Origin of the sequence: Kitasatospora setae KM-6054 (assembly GCF_000269985.1) — a bacterium.
Classification (GTDB): Bacteria; Actinomycetota; Actinomycetes; order Streptomycetales; family Streptomycetaceae; genus Kitasatospora; species Kitasatospora setae.
Genome location: NC_016109.1, coordinates 6,933,141 through 6,944,661, shown reverse-complemented (window position 1 = coordinate 6,944,661; position 11,521 = coordinate 6,933,141). Strand labels below are relative to the sequence as shown.

Annotated in this window: 12 protein-coding genes; 6 read left to right on the top strand and 6 right to left on the bottom strand. The window is 75.0% G+C overall.

Annotated elements, in window-relative coordinates:
* The first annotated feature begins 118 nt into the window (after window positions 1-118).
* The gene (locus KSE_RS30540; RefSeq protein WP_014139237.1) at window positions 119-895 is read left to right on the top strand and encodes an enoyl-CoA hydratase; all 777 of its coding nucleotides are present in this window, start codon (window positions 119-121) and stop codon (window positions 893-895) included.
* Window positions 896-940: 45 nt separating this feature from the next.
* Here KSE_RS30540 and KSE_RS30535 read toward each other — a convergent pair whose 3' ends face one another.
* From KSE_RS30535 to KSE_RS30525, 3 genes are all read right to left on the bottom strand, one after another.
* The gene (locus KSE_RS30535; protein WP_014139236.1) at window positions 941-2,023 is read right to left on the bottom strand and encodes a hypothetical protein; all 1,083 of its coding nucleotides are present in this window, start codon (window positions 2,021-2,023) and stop codon (window positions 941-943) included.
* A gap of 138 nt (window positions 2,024-2,161) precedes the next feature.
* Window positions 2,162-3,256, bottom strand: a complete 1,095-nt coding sequence (locus tag KSE_RS38915; RefSeq protein WP_051055434.1) for a VanZ family protein — start codon at window positions 3,254-3,256, stop codon at window positions 2,162-2,164.
* A 131-nt stretch (window positions 3,257-3,387) separates the two neighbouring features.
* Window positions 3,388-5,289: an NAD-binding protein gene (locus KSE_RS30525; RefSeq protein ID WP_014139234.1), complete on the bottom strand. Its 1,902-nt coding sequence runs from the start codon at window positions 5,287-5,289 to the stop codon at window positions 3,388-3,390.
* 178 nt (window positions 5,290-5,467) lie between these two features.
* Here KSE_RS30525 and KSE_RS30520 point away from each other — a divergent pair, with 178 nt between their 5' ends.
* Both KSE_RS30520 and KSE_RS30515 read left to right on the top strand, forming a co-directional pair.
* Window positions 5,468-6,067, top strand: coding sequence for an HdeD family acid-resistance protein (locus tag KSE_RS30520; RefSeq protein WP_033257577.1), 600 nt, complete (start codon window positions 5,468-5,470; stop codon window positions 6,065-6,067).
* Window positions 6,068-6,206: 139 nt separating this feature from the next.
* The gene (locus KSE_RS30515; protein ID WP_014139232.1) at window positions 6,207-6,545 is read left to right on the top strand and encodes a hypothetical protein; all 339 of its coding nucleotides are present in this window, start codon (window positions 6,207-6,209) and stop codon (window positions 6,543-6,545) included.
* Window positions 6,546-6,574: 29 nt separating this feature from the next.
* On the opposite strand, the gene KSE_RS30510 is transcribed toward KSE_RS30515, so the two are convergent.
* Window positions 6,575-7,909, bottom strand: a complete 1,335-nt coding sequence (locus tag KSE_RS30510; RefSeq protein ID WP_014139231.1) for a lipase family protein — start codon at window positions 7,907-7,909, stop codon at window positions 6,575-6,577.
* A gap of 159 nt (window positions 7,910-8,068) precedes the next feature.
* On the opposite strand from KSE_RS30510, the gene KSE_RS30505 reads away from it, so the two are divergent.
* Window positions 8,069-9,412 carry a helix-turn-helix domain-containing protein gene (locus KSE_RS30505; protein ID WP_014139230.1) on the top strand — a complete coding sequence of 448 codons (1,344 nt, stop codon included), beginning with the start codon at window positions 8,069-8,071 and terminating at the stop codon, window positions 9,410-9,412.
* A 22-nt stretch (window positions 9,413-9,434) separates the two neighbouring features.
* On the opposite strand, the gene KSE_RS30500 is transcribed toward KSE_RS30505, so the two are convergent.
* On the bottom strand, window positions 9,435-10,064 hold the full coding sequence (locus KSE_RS30500) for a LysE family translocator (RefSeq protein WP_014139229.1): 630 nt from the start codon (window positions 10,062-10,064) through the stop codon (window positions 9,435-9,437).
* A 148-nt stretch (window positions 10,065-10,212) separates the two neighbouring features.
* Here KSE_RS30500 and KSE_RS30495 point away from each other — a divergent pair, with 148 nt between their 5' ends.
* Window positions 10,213-10,683 (top strand): Lrp/AsnC family transcriptional regulator, encoded by a 471-nt coding sequence (locus KSE_RS30495; RefSeq protein WP_014139228.1) that lies wholly within the window; start codon window positions 10,213-10,215, stop codon window positions 10,681-10,683.
* 43 nt (window positions 10,684-10,726) lie between these two features.
* Here KSE_RS30495 and KSE_RS30490 read toward each other — a convergent pair whose 3' ends face one another.
* Window positions 10,727-11,065 (bottom strand): antibiotic biosynthesis monooxygenase family protein, encoded by a 339-nt coding sequence (locus KSE_RS30490; protein ID WP_014139227.1) that lies wholly within the window; start codon window positions 11,063-11,065, stop codon window positions 10,727-10,729.
* 190 nt (window positions 11,066-11,255) lie between these two features.
* On the opposite strand from KSE_RS30490, the gene KSE_RS30485 reads away from it, so the two are divergent.
* The gene (locus KSE_RS30485) at window positions 11,256-11,513 is read left to right on the top strand and encodes a hypothetical protein (protein WP_014139226.1); all 258 of its coding nucleotides are present in this window, start codon (window positions 11,256-11,258) and stop codon (window positions 11,511-11,513) included.
* The last annotated feature ends 8 nt before the right edge of the window (window positions 11,514-11,521 follow it).

The window sequence follows — 11,521 nt, the reverse complement described above, 5'->3', positions numbered from 1 at the left end:
CTCTGGCGACCGCTCTGGTGACGATCGTCTCGCCTGTCGAGACTGGCGTCCGGAGCCGGGTTCGGAGATCGTATCCAGCGGCAGAGGTTCCGCTCGACGTGGAGAGGAAGAAGCGGCGATGACCGAGTACGAGACGATCCTGGTGGACCGCAAGGACCGGGTCGGCATCATCACCCTGAACCGGCCCGAGGCGCTGAACGCGCTCAACAACCGGCTGATGAACGAGGTGGTGGCGGCCGCCAAGGCGTTCGACCGCGACCCGGGGATCGGCGCCCTGGTGATCACCGGCTCGGCGAAGGCGTTCGCCGCGGGCGCCGACATCAAGGAGATGCAGGACAACCGCTTCCCCGCCGTCTACCTCGACGACTGGCTCGGCCCCTGGGACGAGCTGGGCCGGGTGCGCAAGCCGATCGTCGCCGCCGTCGCGGGCTACGCGCTGGGCGGCGGCTGCGAGCTGGCGATGCTCTGCGACATCCTGATCGCCGCCGACACCGCGAAGTTCGGCCAGCCGGAGATCAAGCTGGGCGTCATCCCCGGCATCGGCGGCTCGCAGCGGCTGACCCGCGCCGTCGGCAAGGCCAAGGCGATGGACCTCTGTCTGACCGGCCGGACGATGGGCGCCGAGGAGGCCGAACGGGCCGGCCTGGTCTCCCGGGTCGTCCCCGCCGAGCAGCTGCTCACCGAGGCGCTGGCGGTCGCCGAGACCGTCGCCGCGATGTCGCTGCCCGCCGCCGTGATGATGAAGGAGTCGGTCAACCGCGCCTTCGAGACCACCCTCGCCGAGGGCGTCCGGTTCGAACGCCGACTGTTCCACGCCGCGTTCGCCACCGCCGACCAGAAGGAGGGCATGGCGGCGTTCGCCGAGAAGCGCCCGGCCGTCTTCGGCAACGAGTAGGCCGCCGCGCGGCGGAGGGCGCCCCGCGCCCTCCGCCCGCTCGGCTCACTCCCCCGGCTCTCCCGCTCGGCCCTCCCAGTCGGCGAGCGCCGCCGCGATCGCCTTCAGGGTCGACTTGTACGCCAGCACCCCGGCCAGCCGCTCCAGTTCGTCCCGGGCGTCCGGCCCGCCGAGGGCGCCCAGGGCGCGGACGGCGGCGGTCGCGGTCAGCGGGGAGCGCGGGCCCAGGCCGCGGACCGGGAACAGCGCGGCCTCGGCCAGCGAGCCCAGCGCCCGGCTGCTCTCCGGACGGGCCGGGGTGAGCCCCAGCAGCGCGGAGAGTCCTTGCAGGGCACACCAGTTGTACGGGTCCGCGTCGTACAGGGCCGGGCCGGCCCGGTGGAAGGACACCACCGCGTCCCGGCGCGGCTGCCCGGCCAGCGGGAACCACCCGGCGGCGAACCCGGCCAGCCGGTCCGGCCCGACCTCGTCCAGCAGCGACTGTCCGGCCCGCAGCCACTTCACGGTCGGCTTGGCGCCGGTGACGGTCACCGCGTGCTCGATCAACCTCCGCCAGGCGGCGGCGTCCCGGACCTCGGCGAGGTCGGCGAGCACCCGATCGGCCCACGGCTCACCGGGGTTGACCGGAGGGCCGGCGAACTCGCCGACGAAGGACGAGAGTTCGGCCGGCACGGTGGCGATCAGCGCCGAGCGGCGGGCGGTCGCCACCACCGCGGCGGGCAGCGCCCGGCCGGCCTGGTGGTCGGCCTCCAGCAGGGCGGTCAGCCGCCAGCCCTCCCAGACCGCCATCCGGCCGGCCGCCTCGGCGAGCAGCGGCTCCCGCCAGGGCGCCAGCTCCTCGGCCGAGAGCCCCTGCGCCAGCAGCACGTTGAGCGCGGCCAGGCCCCGGCATTCGAGCGGGGCGTGCACCGCCTTCTCCTCCAGCGCCCCGCTGAGCCGGACCAGCAGCCGGACCCGGCTCTCCACCGGCATGCCCTGGAGCAGCCGGACCAGCCCGCCGCCGTCCAGCGTCCAGTCGCCGCGGCAGGCCGCGTTCTCCTGGTGCAGCCGGCCCACGAGCCGGTCGAGGTTCTCGGCGGCGACGAACTGCCGGACTGCGGAAAGCCGATCGGTGGATTGTTGCGACACTGCCTACTCCCCGCTGTCGTTCCTCGACACGAACACGAACACGAACACGAACACGATCCCGATCACGGACAGGGTCACGCGCAGGATCCCGTAGGCGATCACCCGCACCCTACGCCCCGGCACCGGCATACCGAGCGGTCACTTTTGCCCGAACCAGAGCACCGTACCGTCGTCGCCGACGTCCACCGTCCACGAGGTACCGCCGCCGGTGTAGCCGAACCGGTAGCGGCCGTTGGTCCCGTCCAGCGGGGAGAACTCCGGCTCGGTGCCCGCGCCGCGTCCGACCAGCCACTGCGCGGCGAACCGGTCGGCGGCGGCCCGGGCGGCCGCCTCGCCGACCGGCACGACGCCCGTCCCGGTGGCCGTCCCGGGGGCCTGCCCGGGAGTCTGCCCGGGGGCGCTCGGCGGCCGGCCGGCGACGAAGCCGACCAGGTCGCCGGACGGCCACCGCACGTTGAAGGAACCGGCCTTGCTCATGACCGCCAGCACCTCGGGGTAGCCCTCCTCGACGAAGCGCTGCACCCTGGTCACCTCGGTGCCCGGCGCGAGCAGCGCGTCGGCCCGGCGCTGTGCGAACGCGCGCTGCTCGGCGGTCGGGTCGAGCGCCCCGGCCACCCCGACCGGGGTGAACACGAACGCCTGCAGCAGCACGACCGGCACCGCGATGCCCGCCGCCAGCGCCCCGCCGAGCTTCCACTCCCGCCGGTCCGGCCCGAGCCGCCGCCCGGCCCCCGGGTCCGCCCCGGTGCGCCGCCGCAGGGCCGGCCCGAGCGCGCAGCCGGCCAGGACGCCGAGCAGGCCGCCGACGGTGTTGGCCGCGAAGTCGCCGGAGTCGCAGGCCCGGCCGATCCCGGGGAGCAGGCCCTGCCCGGTCTCGGTGAGCGCGCTCAGCCCGACCGTCCCGACCGCCGCCAGCAGCGGGCGGCCGAGCGCCAGCACCGCGAACAGGCCGACCGGGACGAACATCAGGATGTTCATCCACCCCTGCGTGGCGTCGAACACGAACCCCAGGTCGGAGCTGATCCCGCAGACCGGGTGGGTGCCGCCGCCCCCGCCGGTCGGGTAGAAGGTCGCGGTGAGCTCCCCCGCCAGCGAGACGCCGAGCAGGGCGGCGAACAGCGGGGGCAGCCCGTACCGGCGGGCCGCCCGGAGCGCGGCCCAGCCGAGCAGCAGGGCGAGAACGGCGAAGGCCGGGATCATCCCCGGGCTTCCGTTCAGGATGGCGCTGATCATCGTCACTCCGTCGGGGCGTCACACCGGAGGCTTTCCGGCGGATCGGTGAACTTGCTTGGTGGACAGGCCACTTGACGATACGTCAACTCATCCTCCGCCATCGAACGATTCGCTCCGCCGGATCCCTCCCGTTACTGGATGACGCGGGCGAGTCCGGCCCGGGTGGCGGCGATCACGATCCGGTCCCCGGGGGCGAGCCGCCGGGAGCGGTCGGCGAAGTTCCACTGGTAGTCGTGGCCGCGGCGTTGTAGCCGGACGGCCAGGATCCGGACGCCGCCGGGGCGTTCCAGGTCGCCGACGTTCTGCCCGTCCGGCACCGTGCCCTCCTCGACGGCGAGTTCGGCGACCAGCAGGACGTGCCGGAACACCGAGAGGGTGCCGAGCACCTCGCGGCCCATCAGGGCGGCGGCGAAGGCGGGCGCGGCCAGGTAGGAGACCGAGCGGGAGGCGACGTTGCCGAGCGTGGCGTACACGTGGTGGGCGAAGTCGTCGTCGAACAGCCGCACCACGATCCGGACTTCGGGCCGCACCGCGCGGGCCTCCAGCGCGGCCTCCAGGTTGGCGGCGTCGTCGGAGGTGACCGCGACCACGGCCCGGGCGTGCTTGACCCGGGCCTGCCGGAGCTGGGCCTCCAGCGGGCCCTCGCCGATCAGCACGGGGATGCCCAGCGAACGGGCGGCGGCGATGCCGCGGGCCTGCGGGTCGCGCTCCAGGCAGACCACCGGCAGCCCGGTGGCGCGCACCAGGGCGGCGACCCGGGTGCCGACGTTGCCCAGGCCGACCACGATGACGTGGTCCCTGGTCCGGGCGCCGGGCGGGCGGGGCAGGCCGCGGCGGCCGCTGGCCAGCGCCTCCACCACGATCGCGGTGGCGACCGGGACGAAGGTGATCCCGCAGAAGGTGATCAGCACCTGGGCGGCCCGGGCCCAGGCGTCGCCCGTCACCTGCTGCCCCGGCACGTCGGGCTGAACGGCGCCGGCCGCGTCCAGCAGCGTGAAGTACAGCGTCCAGCCGAAGCCGTGCGAGCTGTCGCTGTGCAGGGACAGCACCAGCCCGCCGAGCAGGATCGCGGCGAACGCGGTGATCAGGATCATCCGCAGCCGGGTGTTGGTGAAGTGCTTGAGGCCGTCCAGCAGCCACCACTTGACCCGCTTGCGCAGCGGCTGGCGCAGCGGCGGCTCGGTGTCCAGGGTCTGCAGCGCGGCCAGCCCACCGGGCTCCCGGAGCGGCCCGAGCTCCGGCCGCCCGGCCGCCCCGGAGCGGCCGCCGGGGCCGAACCCCTCGCCGCCGCCCAGGAGTTCGGCGATCCGGATGAAGTCGGCGGCCCGCCCCCCGGTCTCCGGGAGCAGCCGGAGCCGGGTCAGGTCCTGCCGGTCGATCCGGTCGGCGACCAGGCAGATCTGGTTCGGCCGGATCTCGCCGTCGTACGCGACGTACAGCTGCCGGCCGCCGACCTCGACGGTGTGCGGCCGCCCGAGCGCGCCGTTGGCGAAGGCGGGCGCGGCGGTGGCCGAACCGGAGAGCGCCGCGCAGTTCGGGAGCAGCTTCTCGATGTGCTCGCCGAGCCGCTGGTTGAAGATCCGCAGCACGATCCGGACGCCGGGGTTGCGGTTCTCGGCGGCCAGCGCGGCGTGGATGTTCTCCTGGTCGGTGCCGTCCATCAGCGCGATGCCGCGGGCCCGCCCGACGTCCGCCGCGCCGAGCGCCTCGCCGGTGACCGTCGAGTGCTCCAGGACGGCGCGGACCCCGGGTATCTGGGCGATCGCCGGCCCGTGCTCGCGCGAGCGGTCCGGGACGACGGCGACCACCGGCACCTCGTACTGCTCGGTGAGCTCCAGGATCAGCCGGTGCGCGAGCGAGTTGCCGCCGCAGACGATGTAGTGGCCCCCGCCGCCGTCCGGGCCCTCGTCGACCGCTCCGGGCTCGCCGACCCCCTCGGCGCCCTCGGCGCTCTCGGCGCTCTCGGCGCCCTCTGTATCCGTCCCGCCCGGTTCCGTCCCGTCCGCCGGGCTCCCCCGCCCCTGGTCCGTCATAGCGTCAGATGGTAGTCCGCCCGCCAGGGCCGGTGGGTGAACGGACGGTAGCGGATCCGGGTGCGACCCGGGCGGCCCGGTTCGTCCGTCCGGCGGATCCCGCCGCGCCCCGGGGGTGGTGGGGCGCGGAGGGTGGAGGGGTGAGGTGTCCGTTCCGTCCCGTCCCCTCGGAGGAGCCATGAGTGCCCCGTACCGGATCGATTCGCGCGACGACCTGCCCGGGCCGTTCCAGCAGCTGGCCCGGATCGCCTGGCAGGCGGTGCTGGCGGGTGGGCTGATCTCGCTGGCGCTGGGGGTGGTCGTGCTGGTGTGGCCGAAGCAGACGCTGTGGGTGATCGGCGTGCTGTTCGGCCTGTACCTGCTGGTGATCGGCGTGGTGCAGCTGGTCGGCGCGTTCGGCACGCACGCGTCGACGGCGCTGCGGGTGCTGGCGTTCGTCAGTGGCGCGATCTGCGTGCTGCTGGGGTTGCTGTGCTTCCGCTCGGCCGCGCAGTCGGTGCTGCTGCTGGCGCTGTGGATCGGCATCGGCTGGCTGTTCCGCGGGATCACGCAGCTCGCGGCGGTCGCCTCGGACCCGATGATGCCGGCCCGCGGCTGGCAGGGGTTCGCGGGCGGTCTGAGCGTGCTGGCGGGCATCGTGCTGATGGTGTGGCCCGCGCACTCGATCACCGCGCTGGCGATCCTGGCGGCCTGCGGGCTGCTGGTGATCGGCGTCACCGAGATCGTCGCGGCGCTGCGGATCCGCAGCGGCGCCAAGCAGTACCCGCACGACCTCTGACCTCCGTACCGCGCAGGGGCCCCGAGTAACGGTGTGACGCACGTCTCACCGTCACCCGGGGCTTCGATGTCACGGATCCGGCCGCCGCCCGCTCTCAGTCCCGGAAAGTTTCCACCGGTTCTGGAGAGAGATCACTGGCATGGAGATCCTGCGGTACGTCCTCCTCGTCTTCCACCTGTTCGGCTTCGCCGCGATCCTGGGCGGGGTCTTCTACCAGCTGCGCGGGAAGGACCCGGTGGTCGGCGGCTACGTGCTGACCAGCGCGGTGGTGCAGCTGGTCACCGGCGCCGGGCTGATCGCGGTCCGGCACGCGCTGGACCTGCCGGTGTCGGACCCGAAGATGGCCCTCAAGCTGGGGCTGGACGTGCTGATCGCGGCGGTGGCCGTGGCCGGCGTCCGCGACCGGCGGGCGTGGCCGTTCTTCACGGTGGCCTCGCTCACCGCGGCCGAGGTGGTCGTCGCCGTCGCCTGGACGTGACGACCGCCCCGGCCCCCGCCCCCGGCGGCTCACCCCGCGAGCGGGGCGGGCCGCTCGGGGGCGAGCGAGTTGCCGGCCGGGATCCGGCCGCAGTCGGACGGGGCGGCCTTCCCGGCGAAGCGGTCGTTCAGGTAGAGCACGGCGGTGGGCGCCCACGGGACGGCCGCGCCGAGGTGGCTGAGCAGGTCGTACTGCTGGTACTTGACGCTGCCGTTGCCGGTCGCGCAGTACTGCCGGGCCAGCGCGCGGACGTCGCCGGCCACCATCACGCCGTCCCCGGTGCCGATCCCCGCCAGGTTGCCGAAAGTGCCCTCCAGGACGCCGCCGTCACCCTGCGCGAGGTAGCCGGGGACGGTGGGGGTGGGGGCCGAGCCGAGGTTGACCTTGTTGACGGCGGCCAGGTACTCGGGGATCGAGTTCGGGTCGGCGTACGCGGGCTTGGCGAGCTTCTGCCAGGTCAGGCCGGGGTACTGGCCGAGCGCGTTGACGATCGAGGCGTCCCGCGTCTTGGCGAACACCTGCTTGCCGTAGTCGCTCAGGTACGGCTGCAGGTCGAAGCCGTAGGCGCGGGCCACCCCGGTGATCGCCATCGGGATGACCCCGGGCCACACCACGCCCCCGGCGACGTACTTCAGGTTGTGCGCGGGGTCGACCAGCAGGCCGCCCTCGGCGAAGCCGACCAGCCGCCGGTTGACGTCGGGCGCGTACGAGGGGGCGAGCGCGGCGGCCCAGTTGGTGGCGATCGCGCCGCCGGAGTAGCCGATCAGGCCGAACCGGGTGTCCGGTCCCAGCCCGGTCGCGGGCGAGGCGGAGGCCGCCCGGATCGAGTCGAGCGTGGTGGTGCCGTACTCGGGCCCGGCCGCGAAGTCGGCGGTCTGCCCCTCGGTGTCGGGGATCACCACGTCGTAGCCCTGCAGCACGAACGGGACGACGAACAGCGCCTCCGCGTTGGCGATCGCCCCGCCCAGGCTGACGTCCCCGGCGACCGCCCGGGACGGCCCGTCCGCCGGGTTCAGCGAGTCGTAGAACGACTGGTACGAGACGGCCCGGCTGCCGTCGCTCCCCAGCCCGCGCACCACCGTGGTGACGCCCGCACTGGGCCGCCCCTGCGCGTCGGTGGTCCGGAACAGCACCTGCACCGCCCGCACCGGGGTGGCCAGGCCGAGCAGGTGGTACGAGAGGGTGCGGGTCTTCAGCACGGCGCCGGGCGCGTACGAGGACAGCGGGGCGGCGCCGTCGTACGCGTAGAACGGGTCGGCGGCGGTGGTCGCCGCGGCGGCGGGGCCGGCGGTGACCGCGGGGGCGGCGGCGGCGACCGCGGCGGCGGCGAGGGCGGTGGCGATCAGCCGGGCGGCTCGGTTCATGGCGGGTCCCGTCTCTGAGGGGGGGTGGGGGTGCGCGACCTGAACAACGGTGGGGGATCGCAGGAGTTACCTACGGGTAGGTAACCTCCGGGGAACCATCATGAACGCGTCGCCCGCCCCCGTCGCCGGGCCGCCGCCCAGAGATTCGCGAGGTGTCTTGTGACCGCACCCAACGCCGAACTCCCCTCCCTGCCCGCCGAACTCGCCTCTCCGCCCGCCGAACTGCCCTCCCCGCCAACCGAACTCGCCTCCCCGCCCGCCGAACTCGCCTCCGACGGGCCCCGGTTCGGCGGCCGTCCGGTCCACCTGCGGCTGCTCGCGCTGGCCCCCGCGCTGGCCGGCGAGGTGATGGTCCGGCTGCTGGACCGGCTCCCGGCCTACCACGCGCTGCCGCCCGAGCAGCTGCGCGGCGAGATCACCCGTCAGGTCGAGCGCGGCATCCGGGCGTTCGTCGAGGTGATGCGCACCGGCGTGCTGCCCGGCGAGGCCGAACTCGCCCGGATCCGCGAGTCCTCGGCCCGCCGCGCCGACGAGGGCGTGCCGCTGGAGTCGGTGGTCGGCGCCTACCACCTGGGCGCCCAGCTGTGCGCGGCCCGGGTGCTGGCCGAGGCCGCCCCCGCCGACCTGCCCGACGTCGCCACCGCGCAGGACCGCCTGCTCGGCTACCTGCGGGTGGTCAGCTGCGCGGTCGCCGCCGGGTACGTGCAGGAGCGGCAGGCCGCGCTCGGCGACGAACAGGTCTCCCGGCAGGCCCTGCTCTCCCGGCTGCTGGAGGGCGGCGACCCGCGCGCCGCCGCCGACCGGGCCGGCATCCGGCTGCCCGCCCGCTACCTGGTGCTCTCCCTCGCGATCGGCCCGCACCCGGACGAGACCCGCCCCGGGGTCAACCGCTCGGTCGTCGCCCGCCGCAAACTCCGGCGGCTGCGCGCCGAGTTGGAGCGCCGCACGGACGGCGTCCCGCTGGCCGCACTGACCGCCGACGGCGGGCCGGTGCTGCTCCCCGACGACTCCCCGCACCCCTCCCCCGTCCCGGACCGCGCCGCGCTGGCCGCCCTCCTCGAACGCCTCGCCCGCGCCTGCGGCGCCGAACTGACCGCCGGCGCCGCGACCGCCGCCCCGGCGGAGGTCGCCGACGCCGCCCGGCTGGCCGCCGACGTCCGCCGGGTCGCCACCGCCACCGGCCGCGGGCCCGGACCGCACCTGCTCACCGACGTCCTGGTCGAGTACCAGCTCAGCCGCCCGGGACCGGCCCGCGACGCTCTCGCCGCGCTGCTCGCCCCGCTCGCCCCGCGCCCCGAACTCCTGGCCACCCTGCGGGCGTTCCTCACCCACGACCTCGACCGCCGCCGCACCGCCACCCACCTCCAGGTGCACCCCAACACCGTCGACTACCGCCTGCGCCGCACCGCCGCCCTCACCGGCCTCGACGCCGTCCGCGGCCCCGACCTGCTCACCCTCCGCGCCGCCCTGGCCGCCCACGACACGGCGCCGGCGCGGCCCTGAACCGCGCGGCGTCCCGGCGGGGTCACGCCGCGGCGGTGACGCCCGCGACCGCCAGCAGCAGGACCGCCGAGACGGCGGAGAGGCGGCGGGCGGCGGTGGGGGTGGCGCCGAGGCGGCCGCCGAGGCGGGCCGCGCCGAGGGCGACGGCGGAGTAGACGGCGGCGCAGCACAGGACGTTGACGGCGCCGAGGGCGGCGACCTGGCCGCCGACCGGGAGGGTGCCGTCCGGGGTGACGAACTGCGGGACGAGCGAGAGGTAGAGCAGCAGGCCCTTCGGGTTGAGCAGCGCGGTGAGCAGGGACTGCCGCAGGACCGTCCGGGCGGGTTGCGGTCCGGTGGCCTCGACCGTGCGGACGGGGGCGCCGCGGCGGAGGGCGAGGAGCATGCCGGCCGCGAGGAAGGCCAGGTAGCCGGCCCCGGCCAGGCGCAGCGCGGGCAGCAGGGCGGGGACGGCGCGCAGCGCGGCGGCGAGGCCGGCGGCGGAGAGCAGGGTGTGCACGGCGTAGCCGGCGCAGACGCCGGCGACGGCGGTGAGCGCGGTGCGGCGGCCCTGGCCGAGGCCGCGGGCGACGATGTACAGCCAGTCGGGGCCGGGCGTGCAGACCATCAGCACGTCGACGCCGAGGAAGAGCAGCAGGGCGTGCGGGTCCATGACACCTTCGGCGAGCGGTTCGGGGAGCGGTCCGGGGACTGCCCCGGATTGGCGGGAAATCTCAGCAGCTGGACGCTAGCGGTCCGCCGTTGGCAGCCGATGTCCGGTTTTCGCTGGTCAGGGCCGTGCTCTGGCAGAATGTTGCGCCATGGACCGCATCGACCGCAGAATCCTCCACGAGCTCCAGCAGGACGGCCGGATCAGCAACGCCGACCTGGCCGACCGGGTCGGCCTGACCCCGTCGCCGTGCCTGCGCCGGGTGCGGCACCTGGAGCAGCGGGGCGTGATCCGCGACTACCGCGCCCGGCTGGATCCGGCGGCGGTGGGCCGGGGGTTCCAGCCGTTCGTGACGGTGGTGATGCGGCACGAGGACCGGGCCACGGTGAGCGAGTTCGAGCGCCGGGTGGCCGAACTGCCGGAGGTGGTCGAGGCGCACCGCCTGTTCGGCGACCCGGACTACCTGCTGCGGATCGCGGTGGCCGACCTGGCCGCGTACGAGCGGTTCGTGACGGACGTGCTCTCGGGGCTGCCGGGCATCGCGCAGGTGCACTCGCACCTCACGATGAAGCAGGTGAAGGCGGACGCGGGCATCCCGGTCGACCCCTCGGCCCGCGCCTGAGCCCTCCCGCGCCCGCGCCCCACCGCCCCGCCCCGCCGCTCGTTCAGCCGGCCGCGGCGGGCCGGGCGGCCTCGCGCTCCCGGCGGCTCAGCGAGTGGAAGTGCGCCACCGTCGGCGGGTGCTCCAGTTCGTGCAGTTCGCCCTCCGACCAGACCGGCCGGATCCGCCACATCGGCCCCGCGTACGCCCGCAGCGCCTCCTCGTCCCGCCAGCGGGTGATCATCCGCACCCGGTGGTCCCCGTCGGAGCAGGCCCGGAGCAGTTCGCCGCCGAGGAAGCCGTCCCACGCGTCGAGGCCGGGCAGCACGCTGGCGGCGAGCCTGGCGCAGAAGGCGTCGGCGCGCTGCGGGGCGACCTGCGCCTCCCAGATTCGGATGATCATCTCGGCCTCCTAGGCTGTCACCCCGCCCCCTGCCGCCCGGCCGCCCGCCGTCGGACGACCGTCCCCCTCCCTCTCCCCTGGTTCTCCCCCCTTTTCGCCCCGGGCTATCCGTTCGGACCGCCGCCGATTGCCGCCGGGCCGCGCCGGTCCGAGACTCGGCGGTGGACCCGTACGGCGAGAGGAGCCCGACATGGCGGTCTGCGTGGTGTGCCAGAACGACTACTGGCTGTCCTTCGAGATCAAGACGATCACCGGTGACACGTACGTCTTCGACAGCTTCGAGTGCGCGATGGAGAAGCTCGCGCCGCGCTGCGAGCAGTGCACCGTCCGCATCGTCGGCCACGGCGTCGAGGTGGCCGGCCGCTTCTTCTGCGGCGCCCACTGCGCCCGCGCCAACAGCGTGCTGGGCGCCGAGATCCGCGACGCGGTGGGCAGCCACCCGTCCTGACACCGGCC